Here is a 20,435-nt window from a genome sequence, read left to right as displayed (position 1 = left end):
ATTATGTTTAACCACCGAACAGGAGGTCTAAAAGTTCTTCCCGCAGTACTTCCGCGGGCGTACCCTGGGCCCAGATGCGACCCTCCTTCATTAAAATCAGCCGGTCGCAAACTGCTGCCGCCGTTTTCAGCTCATGGGTCACCATCAGGGTGGTCAGGTGGCGGGAGCGGTGGATTTCACTGACCAGGGTCATGATCTCCACCCGCGCCCGGCGGTCCAGGGCCGCGGTCGGCTCGTCCAGAAGAAGGATCTCTGGCTCCTGGGCCAGGGCACGGGCAATGGCCACCCGCTGCTGCTCGCCTCCTGAAAGATGGCCGATGGGGCGAGTGGCAAGGTGGCTCATGCCTACCAGCTGCAGCATGCTGTCCACCACCCGCCTGTCTGCTGGTCCGGGCCGGCGCAGCAGGCCCAGGCGGCCGTAGCGCCCCATCATGACCACTTCCCGCACACTCACCGGCATCCGGGGATCAATGTTCTGAATTTGCGGCACGTAGCCAATCCGCCGGCGCAAAAAGGCCGGGCAACCCTTTTGAAGCGGGTAGCCCAGCACTTCCACCCGCCCCTGGAGGAGTTTACCCAGCCCGTTCACCAGGGTGAGGAGGGTAGTTTTACCGGCCCCGTTCGGCCCGATGATGCCGACCAGCTCGCCCTTTCCAACTGACAGCGAAACGCCCCGTAAAGCTACATCTTCACGGTAGGAAACGACGGCATCTTCTATCTTTATTAGAGCAGCCCCGTTGAACATCCCATTTTCCGGAATACTGTTCCAGCGTCCGGCGAGACTAATTTCACTTTGCCTCCTTAAGCGCATCCAAAAGCAACTCCACATTTTTGTCCAGGGCGGCGCTCCAGGTATCCGTTTGCGGCAACCCTCCCGGGAAATTGGAGATGGTCACCTGTGCCGCCCCCAATTCTTTCGCCATACCTTTGCCTGCGTCCGGGCCGCTCTGCAGGTTATCCACCACCAGCTTTACTCCCGCCTGTTTCCCTTTGTTGATAAGCTCCTGCATTTTCTGCGGGCTAAGCTCCTCCGGCCGGCCATAAGTAGCCACCACGTCAAAGCCGGCCCATTTTAAAAACCCCTGCTGCATCTCGGAACAGAGTACCTTCACGCCGCCTGCGCCGGCAGCCTGAAGCCTGGACAGGGTTTCTTGGCCTTTTGCCTCAATCTGTGAAACCAGGCGGTCGGCATTTTGCTCATAATAAGCCCTGTTAGATGGATCTTTTTCCATCAATATTCCGGCAATTTTTGTAACCGCCTCCTTTTGCACCGGGGGTGCCATCCAGTTGCCGGCCACGGCAACTTCAACCACCTGCAGGTCCTTATTATGCACCGATCCTATCAGTTCTTTGGTAAACATCTTCCCCTGCCAGTCGTGGCGCAAAAATAGCCTGGCCTCGGCCAGCTTTTGCACATCGCCCGGCTTCAGGTCAAAATGCCCCGGGCAGGCAGCAGGGGGGACAATATTCACGGTCTCTACTTTATCACCGCCGACATTTTTGACAATATCAGCAATCAATGACGTACCCGTAGCAACTTTTAGCTTCGGACTTTCTTTCGCCGCACATCCAGAGATAGCTAACAAAAGAATTACCAGAATAATTGCCGTAATGCGCGAATAAACCCTTTTCAACGCGATTGACCCTCCTCCATTGTAAATGTTCAGTGAACCAGCCTGGGTGCCGCCCAGCACTCACCACAATATGGCTCTGCTCCTGATATTTCAGGTTCAATTGGTACCTCTGGTTTTACGAAGACCTGGTATATCCAGTAAGTGCTGGGTCCACGCTCACTCCCTGGCTTCCGCGCTGACAGCATTCCATATTTATTCCCGGTTAACTTTTTAAAACGGGTTTACGTGCTTTCAAAACATATTTCTCCCTTGTATTGATAATTTCAATCTCCACTAGTCCGCACTTCCTGCACAATTCCTGCATTTTATCATCGTCGGGAATCAGATCGTTGGCGACCACCCCCCCTAACGACCGGTGCAAATCGTTTACTGCCTCCCTGCTCATGGGATGGCAGATGACCAGCCTCCCGCCAGGCTTTAAAATGCGGGCCATTTCGGCCAGCGCACGGGGTTTATCGGTAACATGAGGAAAACAGGAGTTGCAGATGATCTCATCGAAAGTATCTTCCTGAAATGGCGTACAGCTTATGTCCGCCAGTACAAATTCCACATTCCCCGGATTTTTCGCCCTGGCTCTGGCCAGCATCTCTTCAGCAATGTCCAGCGCCACCACTTTGCCTTCTGGACCGGCCGCTTCAACAAGAAAAGGTAAAAGAACCCCCGTACCGGTACCTGCGTCCAGAATAAAGCTCCCGGGTCTGATGGCAAGCTCATCGATGATTTTTTTCAACCGCTCCAATGTCTCACCGGTCAATAAATTGTCCCAAATGGGCGCCTTTTGGTTAAAATAATCCCGGTGTGCATCAGCCATCAACTTCCACCTCCCATATTAACGGCCGCGATAATTGGCTTTAATAACCTGCGGATAAAGGGAATCCCAGCCCCAAAAAACAAAAGCCACGGGCACCCTCCTTACCCTTTCTGGGAAGGAAACCGGGGCCTCCGTGGCCTTTTGTATCATTACCTTTTCGGTTGAGGTCCAGCTTGTCCGCTCTGATCCCGTCTTCGTTACGGGGCTAAAGTTTCAGCAAAATCGATATTCCTCAGTTTTTATGGTTGTGAACTAATAGTAGTTTGTTTAACTATTGCTAAACTATTGTTTAAACCATTGTAAGACAATTGAGAGAAAATGTCAATAAAAATTCTTTTGACATTCAACCATTTTAACTGTAAAATTGTAGAATACCATAAATTTTTTCTCCATAACTATATTCCCTGATGCGAAACAGCTTCCGGTAGGGAGGTTTTCTTGATGGCTTTGGATCGCCTAAACAAACGGGACAAAGCTGCTCTTAGCCGGTTTTGTAAGCTTATCCGGAGCACCCTCCGCCAAAATCTAGAAGAGGTCCGGCTTTTTGGTTCTAAAGCCCGGGGTGATGATGATCCATATTCAGACATTGACGTTCTTGTTGTGGTAAAAAACCGTCATCCGGAAGTAGATGATCTAGTTTTGGACGCCGCTTTTGAAGTCAGCCTGGACTATGACGTTGTTTTGTCCCCGGTGGTTTTTTCCCATAACGAATACTATGCGCCCCTTACCCGGAAAACCCTTTTTTACCAAAATACACGGGAGGAAGGGGTGCCGCTATGAAAGAAAACCTTGATTTGGAACTGGCTAAATACCGTTTAGACAGAGCCCGGGAAACAGCCGAAGAAGCCGATACCTTAATTCGTGAAGGCAAGCTTAAGGGTGCCGTCAACCGCCTTTATTTCTCGGTTTTTTACGCTGCCAGGGCTCTGCTTGCAACCAAACGGCTTGATTCCGCAAAACACAGCGGTGTAATTGGTTTATTCAACAAGGAATTTATTAAAACCGGGATTATCTCCGTCAATTCAGGAAAAACTCTTTCCAAAGCCTTCAAGTTCAGAAACGAAGGTGATTACCAGGACTTCCGCGAATTTAAACATGAGGAAATAGTGGCACTCCGAAAAGAATGCTCCGCTTTTATTGAAGAAGTAAGCACTTATCTTTCCTCGTTTTGACCATTAGAAAGCGCGGTTTGTTCCGGCATCTTTCCTATTTCCAGGCCCCGGCCCGGCGCAAAAGGCTTGCCGCCCATAGAAAAGCATTTTCATAAATCACTTCCCGATCAAGCGGTTCAAGAAGGGCGACCTGCCTGATCCTCTCATTAACTTCCTCCACGCCTACCAGTTCCACGGGCAAGCCCTCTTCCCCGGCTTTAGTCACGGTTTCCGTTACTAATTTGTTAGGAGGCATAAAACACCAGATCTCGTAAGCTACCTGGTATTTCATCTGCATTTGTTTTTCCGCAAAATCGGCATAGCGTAGGAGTCCTTCAACTTTTTTCCGGACCCGGCGCAACCGGGTGGACAACTTTTCTTTTTCGGCAAAATGATAAGTGCTGGAAAAATCCATCCCGTATAATTAAAGCCGTCCACTTCCAGGAGTTGGTTTCCCTTTTGATGGCGCCGATGGTCGCCGCGCAGGGAATGTAAATCAGGCACATGGCCATAAAGGCATAGGCCGAAAGAGGAGTCCAGTGCTGCTGGATGATGGGGATTAAACTTTCTGCTTCCTCGCCAACACCGTAAATGACACCGAGAGTACCGACCACCACTTCTTTAGCTAAAAGGCCAAAGATCAGGGCAACAGCAGCCTCCCAGGTACCAAACCCGGCAGGGGCAAAGACGGGGGCAAAAATGGCACCCAGATGACCGATCAGGCTTTCCCTGCTGCCGGGTTCCACGCCCCAGGGTAGCACAGAAAGAAGCCAGATCAGGATTACCACGCTGAAGATGATTGTACCGGCCTTACGCAGGAAGGCACTGCCTGCCTGTACCGTTCCAGCAGGGCATCAGCCAGGGAGCGGCCCACCTGCCAGGCCGCACGGCTGGGAACAGCCTGGGGATCGACGGAGTAAAAGTTGCGCCCGGTAGGGAGAATGTCGGCCATGCCACGGGTAGGAGCTCCCGAAGGTCCAGGAGGTACAAAACCCCCGGCTAAAGAGTTGAGGCAGTTGTCCAGTTCCTGCTTTGTTGCGGCCAGAACCGGCACCAGCGTATTGACTGTGTATTCAATGACCCGGCAAATCTCCTCATTTTGTTTTCCCAGGAGCTTTTGCACTATAAAGGGTGCTTCATTTACCGTATAACCGCCATTTACGAAGGCTTCCAGCGCTATCCCCCGGCTACCCAGCTCATCGTTTCCGGTCGCATACAGGAATACCGGCAGGGCTACACCACCCTGGTTTTCTATTTGTCTAAAAAAGCTTGTAATGTGTCAGGAGGAGGTCATAATCCACTTCTTCCAGGAACTTCTTCTGCCTGGTTTCCTGCGGGTTTAAAAGCATAATGTTGATCCTGTCCTCATTAACAGGAGACACCATCCGCACGCGCCTTTCAGAGTACCGGGAATAACTGTAAATTAAGCTGCCGCCCAGAGCACAAAAAGAGCCACTGGACCCCCACTGGTTGGCCACCACCAGGTGCATTTGTTCGGCTATCCTGGCTTCCCAGATAAACTGGCTTTTTTCATCATTCCAGAGGGCGGGAACGCAGAGCACATCCACCCCCTGTTTGGCCAGACTCTCCAGGCTTTCCGGAAAAAACAGGTCATGCCCCAGTAAAAGGCCCACCCTGCCAAAGGGGAGGTCAAAAAAACGAAAATCTTCCTGCCCGGGACGAGCCCATTCCCTGTCGAACGGACTCAGGTGTATCTTTCTGTATTTTCCCAGTAACCCCGCCGGACCGATCAACACGGCGGTGTTAAACAGTTGACCGTCTTCCCTTTCCAACACCCCCATCACCACATACAGATCCAGCTTTTCTGCCTTTCGGACAACCTCCACGGTAATAGGGCCGGGAACCGGTTCGGCCAGTTCTCCTGCCTGTGACGGTTGAGATATGGCCCCTGTTACAGCAAGTTCCGGAAAAACAACCAGGTCGAGCTTCATCCTCCTGCGGGCGGCCAGATCTGCGGCCTGGTCCAGGAATGATAAAATGCGCCGGGTATTTCTCTCCAGCTCTCCAGCCCGTGGAGCAAACTGAACAGTGGCTACGGCAAACTCCTTACCTGCGGACAACCCCAGCAGCGCCTCCGGTTCAAATTGGGAAAAGGTATCCAGCGTTATACCGGCATAGAATTCCGGCCGCCTGTCGCCCAGCAGGACACCGGCCCCGGAGGTAAAAAATCTTCCGTTTTTTAAAGGCAACGTGCCATAAAGGATGGTGTCATGCGCAGACTGTACTTCCTTTAAAACGCTGCCGTCGGGGCCAATGATAAACGATTGTGAGGCATTACAGTTCATCGTCTTATCCTGACCCGTACGGTTACAGGCCAGTACATAAACTCCGTTTTCCAGAGCCCGGGCACGCCAGAAAACTTCCGGCGGGTAGTGATGGGGCGGCCAGTTGGCCGGGATCAGCAGCACCCGGGCACCTTTCAGGGCAGCCATTCGCGCCGCCTTGTACCAGTATGTATCGGCACAGATGAGCACACCCACTCTACCAAAGCAGGTTTCTGCCACCAGCACGGGCAGGTTACCCCTGGCCGCCCAGAGATTTTCCTTAAACGCAGGGGCCAGCTTTCGATGCTCACCCATTACCCGGCCGTCGGGGCCTATGAGCACTGCGGTGTTATAATAAATACCCGATTTTAAATCCACTTCCGGCAGCCCCAGGCAGATATAGACCCCGTACCGGCAGGCCAGGGCACCGAACAATTCCGTGGTCGGGCCGGGAACGGTCTCCACAAAGAGGGAAATGTCTCTTCTGCTTTCAAAGGCATAACCCGTGGTGGCCAACTCGGGATTTACAATGATCCGGGCACCACCGGCAGCAGCCTCTTCATTTAAGGCCAGCAACCGCCGCAGGTTATGTTCCTTATCTTTCCACTTGATGGCCGCATGAATTAAAGCCACCCTGACTTCTTCCGGCATATTTAACACCTCATCAAGAAACTTCTTTTCCACCCGGAAATTTCCGCCCGTCCGGCCAGATACAATGCCGGGGTTCCTTCTGGCAATCAAAAACGGGCAATCAAAAACCCCCGCTACGCATAAAGCGGGGGCATGGAAAATCAGACCTACCACCTCCCTATCCGCGTAGGCAGCATGGCTTAATGAACGGGGCAGGTCTCCTGGCTCGGGTTCATCGGAACTCCACGTCTTCCCATCCAACACTCAGCCATGCTATGGTTCCCTCAGCCGTAACCTTGATCTTAGCAGTAACCAATTTCTATCAAAGCTGAAAACAATCTTACTGAGTGCTGGACAGTGACATTATGTGGGTCCCTTCCCCCTCACAGTGGCGGGACCGCGCCGGATTTGCACCGGCTTCCCTTTTCAGCCTGCCCCCATCAGGGAAGCAGGACACCCCGTTACGCATTATTTCAGTTCTAAAAAGGATGATATAAAGACCCGCAAACTCAGCCCGTTGCATTAACAACGGGTCCACCGAAATCAAGTTTCTACGATGAAAATCCATTTCTTTGAGCCGTTACCTTTTTCCAGGAACCGCTATCGTTAAGCAGGCGAAAGCCGGATTGGATGCCCGGGGCTTTTGAAGATTTCCCCTTTCCCATAAAAAGAGAACTATCCGGTTCTCTTTTAAACGTCAGCTATGCGTAATCATGAGTTCCCTTGACTACCTTTACCCCAAACTTTTCCGTAATCTTTTTGGCAAGCTCGTCCACATCCCTGTAGGGACAGGCCGGCCAGGCGTTAACCATACAGGTAGAAAGGTGGATAACATCAAAATCTACATTCTTCTTAACACAACCGATGTTTGGAATCAATGATCTCCCTGGACATTCACAGGCCAGGAAACCCACCACATTTACAGCATCGTAATCCTTGAAATTACCCTCCAGGTCCCGGGCGGCTTTAAAACACTTCCACTCGCCGGGACAGCCATAACCCTGGGATACGTAGGAACCACAACTTACAATGAGTACATTCACCTTCCAAATCACTCCTTTTTTTGGTTTTGTTATAACATACCACTTATCATATGTCAATTAATTGCTTCATCACTTGTCAATAAATCCTTCCAAACGGGTTCACCGTACACCAAAAAGGCTCAGCGTGGCGCTGTACACCTTTTTGTCGTACTCGCCTTCCCGGCCCAGGGTTTCGTCGGCAACCCGGGTGTAAAAAAGCCAGTGCCCGGGATTGCTCAAGATAAACTTCACCCGTCCTGCATCATCAGTTTTTGCGCTTAGCCCCCAGTCATCTTCTTCCCGCAGGCTCCAGGTCGCCTTCACTTCTGTCCCCGGTAAAGGCCGGCCGCGGTAAAGAACTTCCAGAATTACTTCGTCCCCCACCCGGTAAGCACCGGGGGTAAGAATCAGTTCGAGGTCGTGGGCCAGGTTGATGATTTCCGGTGGCTGCACCACCGGGCCGCAGGTGGCACAGAAATGCCCCACCTGCACGTATGTCTTGGCATACTGGTAGTAGTAGCCCACTTCCCGGGCATCTGGGTAGTCTTTACGCGTCCCCCGGCGGTAAAAACCGTCCGCGGTAACCGCCACCGGCCCGACGTCGTTCTCCACCGTCACGGGCCAGAACCCATCCCGGTCGGGCGTAAACGCCACCAGGTGAAACCGGTCATCTCCCGGCTCCACTTTTAAGGGAAGCTTCTCCCCGCCGGGAGCCAAAACCCAAGCTGAAAGGTGCGCCAGATCCGCCAGGCCGTCCGGACGCATGGCGTGCCCGTAAAAAATCCGGCACCGGGTTTCATGTCCTTCGTGACCATGACTTCCCTCGGGCAGAACCCAAATTTCGTGACCCTGCACTACCTTCAACATGAAGAACTCCTCCCTTGGTTTAAGTGGTATACTTTTAATGAGAGGACCAATTTGCTAACATTCCTTAATTTTAAAAACACTCGCCCTGGAGGTGATTTAATGTCCTCCATCCCTGAGCACCTCAAGTTCACCTACGAAGATTACCTGCTTTTGCCTGAAGACAGGCGTTATGAAATCATTGGAGGCGATCTTTTCACGACTCCTTCTCCCAAGCGGGCGCACCAACAAATAAGCAGAAACTTAACTACCATCTTATGGTCCTACGTTAAAGAATTGTTCAGGCCTCCCGTAAGCTATACTGAGCAATCCTTACAGACCGGACGTCCCTCCTGTAAAAAGGCATGATCCTTCATCATTTCTTCGCCGCAGCGGCTGCAGGTTATCATCTCCAGGCAGAGCTCGGGAAGACGTATTTCTGAATCTACAAATTGCATTTCAAAAATTTCTTCCGCCGGGCCTTCCAGGATGTACTTCATCAGGGGTTCCTGGCGGTGGTAAAACTCCTCCCGCTCCTCTTCTGTAGCTACGCCGTTAGCCACCTTTTCCATGAGGGTTACAAAATCATCACCTTCCCTGCTCAGCACCCCTGCCTTTAAGCTTACCCGCAAAGCTTGCCGCTCTCCCATGCAGGCAAAGGTAAAGACGTATTTGCCGTTGTCCCTGTAGACGAAGTTCCTCTTACCAAAGGTGCAACCCGACATCACCTGTACTGCGTCAGCGGCACAGGTACGGTTTTCCACCACGGCCACCAGGTCGTGCCCGGGAACACCAGCACCCAGTTTTTCCAAAGCAACTTTTGTTGCCCGGTACCCGATGGCCAGCAAACAACATGGATGCCCGTGAAAGGCTATTACTTTTTCCCAATCGGTCATCAGAAAACACTCCTTTCATTAATCGTACCTGAAGAAATGAAACACAAAAGCCATGAAAACCCACACCTCGTTTCGACGAGGCACTAAAGGGCCTTCATGGCCTTAAAATGGACATTATCAAAATTTCCGTGCAGCCCGTTCGCAACAGCTATACGCCTTCACGGCGCCGGTAAAGTTATTACAATAATCAACGGCTTCAGCCGCTTCTGTAAAGATTCGCTTTGCTTCCCCAAATTCCTCCTCCTTGTTTAAATTTTCTCAACCCCTTGTGATTGATACTGTGCAGGCTCACAATCTCCCTCATTCGAGAACTTTAAAACCGGCCGGACCGGGCAGCCAAATGAATAGTTTTAAATGTGAAACATGTTGACCATCAAATTTTTTGATGGTATATTTTACTTGGAAAGACAGGTGATGTGATGAATAATAACGAGCAGTTGCTCACTGAAAAAATTGCCGATGCGCTCTGGCAAATCTGGCGTTGCTGGCGTTTGACGTCACACCCGGTAAAACAGGGTAAGATTACACCTGAACAGTACTGGGTTTTGCACATCCTGCACCGGTTTGGACCACAGCGGATCAAAGACATCGCCGTTCGCATGGGTACCGGCTCAAGCGCAGTGACCATCACTGTCAAGAGACTGGAGCGGGATGGTCTGGTATGCAGAAAACGAGGAACGGAAGACGAGCGGGTGGTAACTGTGTATCTCACCGAGCACGGGCAGGCAGTATTTCACGCCTGGCGGCAGGAAAGGCACCGGGTTTTATCAGCCCTTTTTGAACCGCTCGACGGGGAGGAAAGACGCCAGCTTTACAGCCTGCTGGAGAAAGTGCTGGGGCAGATGAAAGAAGGAGCGGTGTCCGGTGGAGGTAATTGTCGAGGTTGAACAACTGAAAAAATCCTTCGGCAAACACACCGCGGTAAAAGGTGTTTCTTTTAACATTGCAGCCGGGGAGGTTTTTGGCCTGCTGGGGCCAAACGGAGCGGGTAAGACAACCATTGTACGCATGTTGACCACCCTGTTACTGCCTGATAGCGGCCGGGCAACGGTCTGCGGTTACGATGTGCGCCGGCAGGCGGCCCGGGTACGGCAATGTATTGGTTATGTGCCCCAGGCCCTGTCGGTGGATGGGGCACTCACCGGTTATGAAAACATGATGATTTTTGCCAAACTGCTCGGTTTAAAAGGAAGAGAAAGAGAAAGGCGTATTGCCGACCTGCTGCATTTCATGCAACTGGAAGATGCCGCCGGCCGGCTGGTGCGCACCTATTCCGGCGGTATGGTGCGGCGGCTGGAAATCGGCCAGGCGGTACTCCATTACCCGCGCGTGCTTTTCCTGGATGAGCCCACGGTGGGGCTGGACCCGGTGGCCCGCAGGGGAGTCTGGGAAATACTCGCGAAACTACGCCGGGCTTCCCGGATGGCCATTCTGCTCACCACTCACTATATGGAAGAGGCCGATACAGTCTGTAATCGAATCGGCATACTTAATCGTGGCGAAATGGTGGTTACCGGCACGCCGGAGGAATTAAAGGCACTGGTGGGTAACCCCGATGCTTCCATGGATGATGTATTTACTTATTTTACCGGTAATTTTTTGGATGCGGGGGGAGATTTTCGTGGAATCAGACAGGTTCGCCACATCAGTCGCCGCCTCGGTTGAACCGGCGGCAAAATCAGGCAGCACAGTGCTGCAGGCACTAACAGACATGCTGGTCATTATTGAAATGGAACTGCGTAAGCTGCGCCACGAACCGACCGAGCTGTTCACCCGGGCCGTACAGCCTGTGCTCTGGCTGCTGATTTTCGGCCAGGCTTTCAGCAAGGTGCGCGCATTTGACACAGGCGGGGTAACTTACCAGACTTATATGACCCCCGGCATCCTCTCGCAGTCGGTGATGTTTACAGCCATCTTCTTTGGTCTTTCGACTATCTGGGAAAGAGATATGGGTATATTGCAAAAGTTTCTGGCCATGCCCATACCCCGGTTGGCGCTGGTGCTGGGCAAGGCTCTGGCGGCCGGAGTACGTGCCCTAAGCCAGGTAACCATTATTTTTCTGCTTGCGGCCATAACCGGCATACCCCTGCACTGGCACCCGGCCCTCCTGTTAGCAGCAGCCGGTGTGGTCATACTGGGAGCCGTATTTTTTGCCACCCTGTCCATGATTATTGCCGCCATTGTTAAAACCCGTGAACGTTTCATGGGTATCGGCCAGTTAATCACCATGCCCTTGTTTTTTGCTTCCAACGCACTGTATCCCATCTCCATCATGCCCGACTGGCTGCGCGTGGTGGCATCGGTCAACCCGCTAAGCTACATGGTGGACTTCCTGCGTGGCGCCCTTGTTGCCGGCCAATTGACCAACTGGCAGGCGGACGTAGGAGTTTTGCTGGTAGCCTGCATTCTGGCTACAGCAGTGGGCACATACCTTTATCCCAGGGTAATCGCTTGATCTTAGCCGTCTAACATTTTCAGCCTGAGCCAGCCTGCACCCAGCACGTGCCCGATAAAATTAAATCCCACCCGGCGTCAGATTTCAAGCCCTTCGCGGCAACATGAGAACGGGACTAAAAAAGAACGGGGCATGTGGGGGTGACCAGACCCCACATGCCAGGACGAAAGGAGGTACAGCATGCAGGGTTGACCAGGCCCTGCATACCCGTTGTGAGAAGGAGTTGGCCCGTTTACCGGGGATCCCGTCCGGCAAACAGGTATAGGGTTAAAAGCTAACGCCAAGGTTTAGCTTAGACCCCCGAAAGTTGGAAGAACGCGGCTTGACCTTACGTCCGGCCTTGCACCGGGGAAAAACAAGAAAACCATGAAAGCCTGCCTCCTTCCTCTGGAGGGAAACAGCACCTTCATGGTTGCCTTTACGCTTTTTTCTGCTTTGAGTCAAAGCAATCATAAACCGGTGGCTTCTGCCACCACTTTTATTTTATTCATTTACACTTTCGCCGTGGTGCAACCAGTGTTTTTTAACACTATCCGCCGGGATACGTGAAACAGCATCCATCCTCTGTAAATTATTATACTGCTTCTCCCTGTATAAAGTCAATTAAAATTTTAAAAGATGTTTGCTTACAGGGGGGCTAATGCAGGAGCTACATCTTCTTGGCCCCACAGACCTGGCATAAAAGTTCACCTTCACCCAACACGATTTTTTCCACTGCCACCACTTCGCCGTAGCAGGCGCACTTCACGTAGGCCCGGCGATCATTCACCCACGGCTGGCGCAAAAACACCTTCGACCTGGCAAACAGGCTGTCGTCGGGAAGGCTTAAAATCTGCCGCACGGTCTCGTCAACAGCCTGCTGGTATTCTCTCACTTCCGCTGTACTGGCCCGGCCGGCAGCAATTTTTTCCCCTATTTCACTTTTGTGACCGAGATCCACAACGGGATTGATCAATGCCACCCTCAAAGTTTCCTGAGGCTTGGAGTCCGAAGAGAAACGGCCGAAATAATAAACATGCTTGCCCAGGTCGTAAGCAAGAAAGTTCTGGTTGCCAATGGTTTTTACCTGACCCTTTTCACCACCATTACGCCAGCAACAAACAACACCGCCGCGTACCCCACCAGCACTGCCAGGGATACGGGCAGAAGCCCGTCCCCGCGGGCCAGGGCACGTAAGGCATGGCTGGAGTGGGTTAAGGGCAGCACCTCTATTATATACGCTACGGCCCCGGGCAGGCGGTCGGGGGAAAAGAAGGTACCGCACAGAAAGGACATGGGCAAAATAACAAAAGTAGAAAAGTTGGCCATATCCTCGTGGGAGTTGATGGTCATAGCCGCCACCACTCCCAGGGAGGCAAAGAGAAAACAGGTGAGGATGATCACCAGGAAAAACCACCCATTTACAGCAAGGTGGGCTCCAAACACAAAAGCCAGTGCCAGAATGATCAGAGAAGCAACCAGCCCGCGCACGGTGCCCGCCAGCACTTTGCCCAGCACAAAAGCAACTGCACTGATGGGAGCAATCAGGTATTCCTCTAAGGTTTATCACCCACCTTACGCCCGGTTAGCTCGACGAAAACATCTTCCAGGTTGGATTCCCGGATTAAAACATTTCCATCCAGCTGGCCGGCATAGGCCAGGGCCCTATCACGGCTGGGAAAAAGTTTATAACCGGTATCCTTACCTCCAAAAGATTCCACTACCACTTCTCCTACCTTTTGCTTTAATTCCCGGGGTGTCCCCAGGGCAATCAACCGGCCTTTATCCATAATGCCCACACGGTGGCAGAGTACTTCCGCTTCTTCAATGTAATGGGTGGTTAAAAGGACAGTCATGCCTTCACTGTTCATCCGCCGGATTAAGTCCCAGATCTTGCGGCGGGTCTGGGGGTCCAGACCCACGGTAGGTTCGTCTAAGAAAAGAACTTTTGGGTTGTGCATCAATGCCCGGGCAATCATCAGCCGGCGCTTCATGCCGCCGGAAAATTTGCTCACCAGATCCCCTGCCCGCTCCCGGAGTTCCACGTAGTCGAGGAGTTCCTCGATTCTCTCCTGCCGGCGGGAAGCAGGAATCCTGTGCAGGCGCCCGTGCAGTTCCAGGTTTTCCCGGGCGGTCAACTCCTGGTCCAGGTTCATATGCTGGGGCACCACGCCGATTTCCTTTTTCACCTTGTCCAGATCCCGCATAACGTCATAGCCATTGATTAAAGCCGCGCCGCCGGTAGGTTTGGTGAGCATGGTCAGCATCCTTATAGTGGTAGTCTTACCGGCACCGTTGGGACCAAGCAGGGCGAAGATCTCCCCTTTCTCAATATGCAGGTCCAGGCCGGCTACAGCGATAATGTTTCCGTAATGTTTGGTCAGCTGACGAAGCTCAATCACCCTTCCAAGCCTCCAGCCCAATCCGAATTAACGATGGCTGTACCCGTGGGAATGTTCGTGAAAATGGCGGGCCTTTTGTCCACCCATGATCACCTGCAGTTTCTCCCAGCCGATATCCATTTCCTGGAAAGGCTTGCGGCGCATGCGGTGGAGTAGAGCTTCAAAAACGGCTTTAACCCTTTCCCGCGCACCTGGCAGCCATTATAGTCTTCACCCGTTCTACCAGAAAATCAATCAAATGGGGCAGCGGCTCGGCAACTACCCCCACTATCTCTACATTGGAGCGATTTAGGTGCAAAAGAATCTTTCTCGCAGGGCTCTTCGCCACCGCTTCAGCCATGGCCGGGGTGAATTCCCCCAGCATACTGTGGGGCATCAGCACGGCAATGGTGCCCACAATAATGTCCACCTTATCCGCATTGTAAATAACAGCATTTTCGCCGCTGGCCGCATCATTGGCCCCTGCCTTGAGCATCAAAGCCGCCGCCATGGCGTTGGTACCCAGGGCGATGATTTCCACATCGTCCTTGGGCAGGGCCTTTCGCAACTTTTCCACGATGACCCGACCAATGCCCCCGCCCTGACCGTCAATTACTGCTATACGCATGCCTTTTGCTGCTCCTCCAAATTTTAAAAAAGAAGTGGGGGCATGTGGGGGTGACCAGTCCCCACATGCCAAGACGAAAGGAGGTACAGCATGCAGGGTTGACCAGACCACTGCATACTCATTGGGAAGGGGTCGGACCCGTTTACCGGGGATCCCGTCCGGTAAACAGGTATGAGGTTAAAAGCTAACGCCAAGGTTTAGCTTAGGACCCCCGCAGTTAAACCGCGGCTGATGCCGCACTGCCTGCCCCGGGCAGGCAAAAATAAGAAAACCATGAAAGCCTGCCCTCCTCCCTGGAGGAAAACAGCACCTTCATGGTTGCCTGTACTCTGTACCTTGAATTCGATTAACGAATAGTGATCCCTACATGATCCCTAAAGCCAGGCGGCTTCTGCCGCCCATTAATTTCATAAAAGTTGTTCGCCATTAAATTCAAAGTTCCTGCTGCCCCTGCAAATTTTTTATCCCCAGTTTTGCTCCCTTCCTTTTCAGGGTAAAAATCAAAGCCAGGCCGGCAATGGCGGCCCCAGCACCGGTAAACAGCAATAATGGAGTATTCAATGTTCCGGTCCCCTCTAATTTCAGCAACAAAATCTCACTCCCGGCGCCTTTTTCCATCCCCTTTCTCCCCGCCACAACATACCCGCCGTCTTTTGACTGCAGGATGCTGTAGCCGCTGTTGCATCCGGCGCCGGCGATGGTCTTCTCCCAGACAGGATCGCCGTTTTTGTCTGTTTTCACCACCCAGGTATCGTAGCCGCCCCCGGCGGATTCTTTTTTACCCGCCAGGATATACCCGCCATCCCCGGTCTTGCGGACGGCATAAGCTGAACCGGCGCTTTGGCCCCCGTACGTCTTTTCCCAGAGCAAATTTCCATCACGGTCAACTCCGACCAGGTAAGGCGCCAGAATCCCGCCCTGCCCGCCGCTAATTTCCTTCTCGCCGGCAATCACATAACCGCCGTCACGGGATGGAGCCAGAGACCAGCCGTAATCCGACCCCTTGCCGCCGTATGTCTTCTGCCAGATCAGCTGCCCGTTTCCGTCCGTTCGCAGAAGGTATACGTCGGGATTTCCGTTACCAAAGGATTCAGCATTACCTGCAATGAGATAACCGCTGTCATCCATCTCCAGCACGGCATAACCGCAATCGGAACCCTTACCGCCGTATGTTTTTTCCCAGAGCTTCTTACCGGAAGAATCCAGTTTGATCAGGTAGACGTCATATATGCCCGCGCCAAAGGACTCCGTACCCCCGGCCAGGATGAAGCCACCGTCTTTTGTCTGCTGCACGGACCAGGCATAGTCACAATACCGGCCGCCGAAGTTCCGTTCCCACAAGGGCTCGCCCTTTTCATCCGTCCGCACCACATAAACATCGTGGTCATAGCCGTTTTTGGATTTTGTATCCCCAACAATGATAAAACCGCCGCCGCGGACTTCTTGGACACAGTACCCGCTGCTGTAGCCATTGCCCTTGAATACTTTTTGCCACAGCCTGTTCCCTTTACGGTCCATCCGGGCAAGGAAAACGTCAGAACCCCCTTCCCTGGACTCGATCCAGCCGGTGCAAACATATCCTCCATCCCCTGTCTGGGCCACACAGCGGGCCTCACCCTTACCCGGGGAAAAGGTCCACTCTACCGCCGGAGCCCGCCCGGGGGCTGCTTCTACCTGCCCGGGAAAAATTAATCCTGCGGCGGCCAGGCAAAAGGGCAGTAAGATCAGCAAAAACAAAAACGGCCTTCTCATAAGCAAAGCATTCTGCCCTCCTTCTCTAAAACATGTAAATATTTAGCAAATCCGTTATAACAAGGATGCACTGTCCGGAGCGAATGACGCAGGCACACGCCGGTAACAGCACCCGGCAACCCAGCGCTCACCGGCAAAGATGCTCATTCTAAGCCTGCTATGGCAAGATAGTAAGTGCAGACCTTTCCAGTATAGCTTTTTCAGTGAGTGCTGGGCGGCTCAGCTCTCAAGGATGCATGCGGATTCTTCTCCTTATCGCCTTTCCAGATATTGTATGTTCATCTTCTTATGGAAATATTGCAGAATCTTTAAGGTCTGGTGCCCCAGGGCGGCACAGAAGAAAAGATTGCCGGCAGCCCGCAGGGAATCGAAGCTAAAACCCGCCGCCCAGGTGAGAAAATAGGTCTGCCAGGTCAGGGGGCGCATAAAGACGGTCCACTGCCAGACATCCATGATGGCCCCGTAAAGGTAGCCCCAGAGGAAGCAGACTGCGGTCAGGGTTTTGTTTCCCGCCTGTGGGAACAGGGCTTTGACCACCGCTCCGGAAACACCCACCAGCCCCCAGCAGAGCATCTGCCAGGGCGTCCAGGATCCCTGTCCCATAAAGAAGTTGGAAATCAAAGGGGTCATGGCCCCTGTAAAGAAGCCGACCCGCGCACCATAGACAAATCCCGTTATCTCCACCAGAAACATGGTGGGCTGCAGAAATAAAAGACCCACTCCCGTCACCGCCCGGCCGGCCGCACAGAGGGCGGCCAGGACGGCAATAACCGATACCTGCCGGGAGTCCAGCGCTCCTTTTTTCTCCATGGCGGACAAAAGCAATAAAACGGCAAGAATGCCGGTCAATGTGGTGTACAGCCCCCAGCTCGTCCCCATATGGCCTTCTCTCCCGTGCTTTTGATTAAGACGGCCGGTTTAGCGGCCAGAAGCGGCCCAAGCTGTTCCTGCGCTTCGGCAAAGGTGAGCACTCCATCGCAAATGCCCCGGCACAACTTGCTGATCTGCGGAGAATAAAATACAGATCTTCCCAACACCGCGTGCTTTTCCCCGTCGGCGACAATCCTTCCCGCAAACATCATCACCACTCTTCCGGCAAACTCGGCCGCAAACTCCACATCGTGGGTCACCACGATTACCGTTTTGCCCTTTGCGGCCTCCTCTTGCAGAAAATGTCCCAGTTCCGACTTTAAACCCAAATCAACCCCCCTGGTGGGTTCATCTAAAATGATCAAACCGGGACCGGTAACCAGAACGGAAGCTAAAGCCACCCTTTGCTTTTCCCCGCTGCTCAGGTCCCGGGGATTTCGCCGGCGGTAGGGCTCCAGCTGCAGTCTGTGCAGGATTTCCTCCACCTGCCCCCGGTCTTTTAAACCGAAATTACGCATGGTGAAAAGCAGCTCATCTTCCACCGTCTCCTGGAAGAGATAGTCGTTAGGGTTCTGGGATAAGTAGGCGGTAAACTTTCTGATCTCTTTAAAACCATTCCGGCCCACCTCTTTTCCCTGCACATAAACCCTGCCCCGGCCCGGCCTGAGCAAACCCACCATGATCTTGAGCAGGGTCGATTTACCGGCGCCGTTTTCCCCCAGGATGGCCACAAATTCCCCTTCTTTTATATCAAGACTGATATCTTTTAAAACCTCTTGACCGCCCGGATAACTAAACCATACATTTTTCAAGCTGATAATGCTATTTTTCTCATGCTCTTTTATATTAGAATTATGGTTACGGCGGGGAACATCTGGTTTCGTAACGGCTATATTTCCTTTTAGGTAAGACTGTAAGAGTTCCCGACCTTCCTTTACCGTAACGGGTACAATCGGCGAGTTGAGGCAGGCAAAAAACCTGGCCACAGGCGGCACAAAAGGAAGTCCCCTTCTGACTGCTTCCCGGGCTCCCTCGGCGGCACTGCCGTGGCAGATAATTTCGCCCCCGGCCATGAGCAGCACCCGGTCTGCTAAATGAAAACATCTTTCCAGCCTCTGCTCAACCATGATCACCGTAAAGCCCATTTCTTCATTAAGCCTTTTCACCACATTCAGGATTTCTTCCGCCGAGACGGGGTCCAGTTGAGAGGTAGGTTCGTCAAGAATAAGCACACGGGGCTGCATGGCCAGCACGGAAGCCAGCGCCAGCTTCTGTTTCTGGCCGCCGGAGAGATTGGCTGTAAAGGCCTCCTGAACCGGGGATAGATTCATGAAACTGACCACTTCGGCAACCCGGCGCGACATCTCGTCAGGTGGTAACCCCAGGTTTTCCAGACCAAAGGCTATTTCCGCCTCCACACAGCTCTGTACAATTTGCTTTTCCGGATCCTGAAAGACCATGCCCACTTCCCGGGCCAGTTTGCGGCGGTCCAGCGTCCGGATCTCTCTACCCCTGAAGAAAACCTTGCCCCTGATACGCCCCCCGTAAAAATCAGGGATCAGGCCCGCCAGCACCCTGGCCAGGGTGGATTTGCCCGAACCGGAACCGCCTGTAACAAGGAGAAACTCTCCTTCCCGGATTTCCAGGCTGATATTTTTCAGGGCGGGTTTTTCCGTTCCGGGATAGTAATAGGTCAGATTTTCGACTTTAAAAAGCGGCAATGCTTCCACCCCTTGCTCAGGATAAGCGGTACTGACAGGTAAAATAACACAATGAAAAGGACCGCCAGAGTCGTGCCGTCTTTAATAAGAAAGTCCGCCTCCGGGTAAAAGCTGTACCGGCCGTAGCCGTAACGCAACCCCCATACTGCCGCCAGCAGAGCCAGCAGGCTGCCGCCGAGACAAAAGAGATCCCGGCGCCTGAGGATATTCCGGCTGTACACGGAACGCCTGCCGCTGCCAAAGGCCCTGGCCTGCATGGACTCGGCAATCTCCATGGCGCCCTCCAGGGAGGATAAAAGCAGCACGTTATATAAACCGGAGTATTTCTTTGCCCGCTGCCACAGGCTGCCCGTGTCAAAGTCGACGCCCCGCAGCTGCTGCACTTCCCTGATCCTCTGCAGGTCCCTGACCATGGTGGGAAACAGCCGCGTGGCCAGGGTTATCACCAGGACTGATTTACCGGCCACTCCGGAAAAAAGATTCAATACCCTGTCCGGGTTGATCATCAGGTTATAAAGGCAAAAAATGCTGATGATGACCAGAAGCCTCAAGCTGGAAACGGCGCCGAAATAGACTGCCTCCATGGATATGTCCAGCTTCCCCAGAAAGGGAACTGCAGGACCGTGCCAGATAATGGTTTTGCCGGCCCGGATCACCAGGGGGTTGACCATCATCACCACCAGCATTAAAAAGACCCCTGCTTTTAAAAATCCCTCCCAGGCATCCAGGCCGTCCACTTCCCTGATCAGGAGGGCAAGCAGGCCTGGCCGCCAATGGAATCCACAAAATCGGGCCAGGCCGGTTTCATGGCGTAGGGAAGACCGGTGGCATCCAGGGCGCCCAGGGCGGTAATCCCCCACTTGTTGTCCGGTTTAACTGTAACCTGCGCCGGTCTGAAAAGGAACTCATCATTTTTCCCGATGACGGCCACCCAGACCCTGCATGCGGCTTCACTCTCCGGCGCAGCAGAAGCATTTTTAGCCGGCTCACCAGAAGAAGCACTTTCATCCGGCCCGCCAGAAGCCGTACTCTGCCGGGAAGCAGCGGTAGACTGCTTGCTCTGGCCGCCGCCAGCCGCCCCGGCTTTTTCTTTGGCCGCAGGTGACGGGCTTGGTGTTGATTCGCCGGAAGGCCGGGTTGTACTTATTCCGGCAGAAGGTTGACCGGAACCGGCGGCGGGCTGGCTCTGCGCAGGAGCATTTTCCTGTTCGGTTGCACTGTAGTTAGTTGTCTGGCTGCCGGTTACCTGGTTGCTATAAGCCTGCCGGTATTGCTGCTGAGAGCTGAAAACTTTGTGCATGTAAAGGGCTGGGCCCAGCACCCCGGCCAGAATCACCAGCAGACCGATAATGTAAATCAGCTTGCGCTTCACAAAAC

24 protein-coding genes and 1 riboswitch are annotated in these 20,435 nt (G+C 53.1%); of the genes, 5 read left to right on the top strand and 19 right to left on the bottom strand.

All coding sequences use genetic code 11. The features are described 5' to 3' along the window. Positions 1-7: 7 nt before the first annotated feature. From G7K71_RS11615 to G7K71_RS11605, 3 genes are all read right to left on the bottom strand, one after another. Positions 8-811, bottom strand: coding sequence for a metal ABC transporter ATP-binding protein (locus G7K71_RS11615; protein WP_166346609.1), 804 nt, complete (start codon positions 809-811; stop codon positions 8-10). Then, on the bottom strand, positions 789-1,634 hold the full coding sequence (locus G7K71_RS11610) for a metal ABC transporter substrate-binding protein (protein ID WP_166346606.1): 846 nt from the start codon (positions 1,632-1,634) through the stop codon (positions 789-791). Before G7K71_RS11610 ends, G7K71_RS11615 begins: the two co-directional genes overlap by 23 nt. 202 nt (positions 1,635-1,836) lie before the next feature. Further along, the gene (locus G7K71_RS11605; protein WP_166346603.1) at positions 1,837-2,445 is read right to left on the bottom strand and encodes a class I SAM-dependent methyltransferase; all 609 of its coding nucleotides are present in this window, start codon (positions 2,443-2,445) and stop codon (positions 1,837-1,839) included. Positions 2,446-2,886: 441 nt separating this feature from the next. Between G7K71_RS11605 and G7K71_RS11600 the strand changes: the two genes are divergently transcribed. Both G7K71_RS11600 and G7K71_RS11595 read left to right on the top strand, forming a co-directional pair. After that, a complete protein-coding gene (locus tag G7K71_RS11600; protein ID WP_013823231.1) occupies positions 2,887-3,225 on the top strand; it encodes a nucleotidyltransferase domain-containing protein in 339 nt (112 codons plus the stop codon). Continuing rightward, positions 3,222-3,617: a HEPN domain-containing protein gene (locus tag G7K71_RS11595; protein WP_034635324.1), complete on the top strand. Its 396-nt coding sequence runs from the start codon at positions 3,222-3,224 to the stop codon at positions 3,615-3,617. Before G7K71_RS11600 ends, G7K71_RS11595 begins: the two co-directional genes overlap by 4 nt. A 34-nt stretch (positions 3,618-3,651) precedes the next feature. On the opposite strand, the gene G7K71_RS11590 is transcribed toward G7K71_RS11595, so the two are convergent. From G7K71_RS11590 to G7K71_RS11555, 7 genes are all read right to left on the bottom strand, one after another. Further along, a complete protein-coding gene (locus G7K71_RS11590) occupies positions 3,652-3,894 on the bottom strand; it encodes a hypothetical protein (RefSeq protein WP_243174880.1) in 243 nt (80 codons plus the stop codon). Positions 3,895-3,931: 37 nt separating this feature from the next. Continuing rightward, positions 3,932-4,357, bottom strand: a complete 426-nt coding sequence (locus G7K71_RS11585; protein WP_313884972.1) for a nucleoside recognition domain-containing protein — start codon at positions 4,355-4,357, stop codon at positions 3,932-3,934. A gap of 20 nt (positions 4,358-4,377) precedes the next feature. Further along, positions 4,378-4,719 carry a cobaltochelatase subunit CobN gene (locus G7K71_RS11580; protein ID WP_313884971.1) on the bottom strand — a complete coding sequence of 114 codons (342 nt, stop codon included), beginning with the start codon at positions 4,717-4,719 and terminating at the stop codon, positions 4,378-4,380. Between the two features lie 136 nt (positions 4,720-4,855). Then, a complete protein-coding gene (locus G7K71_RS11575) occupies positions 4,856-6,565 on the bottom strand; it encodes a carbon-nitrogen hydrolase family protein (protein ID WP_313884970.1) in 1,710 nt (569 codons plus the stop codon). Positions 6,566-6,704: 139 nt separating this feature from the next. Next, positions 6,705-6,987, bottom strand: a riboswitch (cobalamin riboswitch). A gap of 225 nt (positions 6,988-7,212) precedes the next feature. Then, positions 7,213-7,554, bottom strand: coding sequence for a CGGC domain-containing protein (locus G7K71_RS11570; RefSeq protein ID WP_166346600.1), 342 nt, complete (start codon positions 7,552-7,554; stop codon positions 7,213-7,215). Between the two features lie 99 nt (positions 7,555-7,653). Continuing rightward, complete coding sequence (locus G7K71_RS11565) at positions 7,654-8,400, bottom strand: DUF4198 domain-containing protein (protein ID WP_166346598.1); 747 nt, start codon at positions 8,398-8,400, stop codon at positions 7,654-7,656. Positions 8,401-8,693: 293 nt separating this feature from the next. Further along, positions 8,694-9,272, bottom strand: coding sequence for an FmdE family protein (locus tag G7K71_RS11555; RefSeq protein ID WP_166346595.1), 579 nt, complete (start codon positions 9,270-9,272; stop codon positions 8,694-8,696). A 419-nt stretch (positions 9,273-9,691) separates the two neighbouring features. Here G7K71_RS11555 and G7K71_RS11550 point away from each other — a divergent pair, with 419 nt between their 5' ends. From G7K71_RS11550 to G7K71_RS11540, 3 genes are read left to right on the top strand one after another with little or no spacing between them, the layout of a single operon-like run. Continuing rightward, the gene (locus G7K71_RS11550) at positions 9,692-10,159 is read left to right on the top strand and encodes a MarR family winged helix-turn-helix transcriptional regulator (protein WP_166346592.1); all 468 of its coding nucleotides are present in this window, start codon (positions 9,692-9,694) and stop codon (positions 10,157-10,159) included. Next, positions 10,137-10,937 carry an ATP-binding cassette domain-containing protein gene (locus G7K71_RS11545; RefSeq protein ID WP_166346589.1) on the top strand — a complete coding sequence of 267 codons (801 nt, stop codon included), beginning with the start codon at positions 10,137-10,139 and terminating at the stop codon, positions 10,935-10,937. The genes G7K71_RS11550 and G7K71_RS11545 overlap by 23 nt, the downstream gene beginning before the upstream one ends. Continuing rightward, positions 10,894-11,727 (top strand): ABC transporter permease, encoded by an 834-nt coding sequence (locus G7K71_RS11540; RefSeq protein ID WP_166346586.1) that lies wholly within the window; start codon positions 10,894-10,896, stop codon positions 11,725-11,727. Before G7K71_RS11545 ends, G7K71_RS11540 begins: the two co-directional genes overlap by 44 nt. Positions 11,728-12,376: 649 nt before the next feature. Here the strand turns inward: G7K71_RS11540 and G7K71_RS11535 are convergent. The 9 genes from G7K71_RS11535 to G7K71_RS11495 all read right to left on the bottom strand — a co-directional run bounded on the left by G7K71_RS11535 (position 12,377) and on the right by G7K71_RS11495 (position 20,430). Further along, complete coding sequence (locus G7K71_RS11535; protein ID WP_313885007.1) at positions 12,377-12,784, bottom strand: FmdE family protein; 408 nt, start codon at positions 12,782-12,784, stop codon at positions 12,377-12,379. Positions 12,785-12,789: 5 nt separating this feature from the next. After that, positions 12,790-13,251: an ABC transporter permease gene (locus tag G7K71_RS11530; protein ID WP_313885006.1), complete on the bottom strand. Its 462-nt coding sequence runs from the start codon at positions 13,249-13,251 to the stop codon at positions 12,790-12,792. Between the two features lie 11 nt (positions 13,252-13,262). Beyond that, the gene (locus tag G7K71_RS11525; RefSeq protein ID WP_166346584.1) at positions 13,263-14,108 is read right to left on the bottom strand and encodes an ABC transporter ATP-binding protein; all 846 of its coding nucleotides are present in this window, start codon (positions 14,106-14,108) and stop codon (positions 13,263-13,265) included. Between the two features lie 172 nt (positions 14,109-14,280). Then, the gene (locus tag G7K71_RS11520; RefSeq protein ID WP_121450998.1) at positions 14,281-14,715 is read right to left on the bottom strand and encodes a DUF3842 family protein; all 435 of its coding nucleotides are present in this window, start codon (positions 14,713-14,715) and stop codon (positions 14,281-14,283) included. Between the two features lie 432 nt (positions 14,716-15,147). Next, complete coding sequence (locus G7K71_RS11515; RefSeq protein WP_243174957.1) at positions 15,148-16,467, bottom strand: PQQ-binding-like beta-propeller repeat protein; 1,320 nt, start codon at positions 16,465-16,467, stop codon at positions 15,148-15,150. 252 nt (positions 16,468-16,719) lie between these two features. Then, a complete protein-coding gene (locus G7K71_RS11510) occupies positions 16,720-17,346 on the bottom strand; it encodes an ECF transporter S component (RefSeq protein ID WP_166346578.1) in 627 nt (208 codons plus the stop codon). Continuing rightward, the gene (locus tag G7K71_RS11505) at positions 17,313-19,067 is read right to left on the bottom strand and encodes an energy-coupling factor transporter ATPase (RefSeq protein ID WP_313884969.1); all 1,755 of its coding nucleotides are present in this window, start codon (positions 19,065-19,067) and stop codon (positions 17,313-17,315) included. Before G7K71_RS11505 ends, G7K71_RS11510 begins: the two co-directional genes overlap by 34 nt. Continuing rightward, entirely contained in the window at positions 19,031-19,795 is a 765-nt protein-coding gene (locus G7K71_RS11500; protein ID WP_313884968.1) for an energy-coupling factor transporter transmembrane component T, read from the bottom strand. Before G7K71_RS11500 ends, G7K71_RS11505 begins: the two co-directional genes overlap by 37 nt. Before the next feature lie 8 nt (positions 19,796-19,803). After that, positions 19,804-20,430: a hypothetical protein gene (locus G7K71_RS11495; RefSeq protein ID WP_166346572.1), complete on the bottom strand. Its 627-nt coding sequence runs from the start codon at positions 20,428-20,430 to the stop codon at positions 19,804-19,806. Positions 20,431-20,435: the final 5 nt, after the last annotated feature.

The organism is Desulfofundulus sp. TPOSR (assembly GCF_011393055.1).
GTDB classification, from domain to species: Bacteria; Bacillota; Desulfotomaculia; order Desulfotomaculales; family Desulfovirgulaceae; genus Desulfofundulus; species Desulfofundulus kuznetsovii.
Note: the sequence above shows the minus strand (reverse complement) of the source record. Positions and strands in the feature narration are given on the sequence as shown.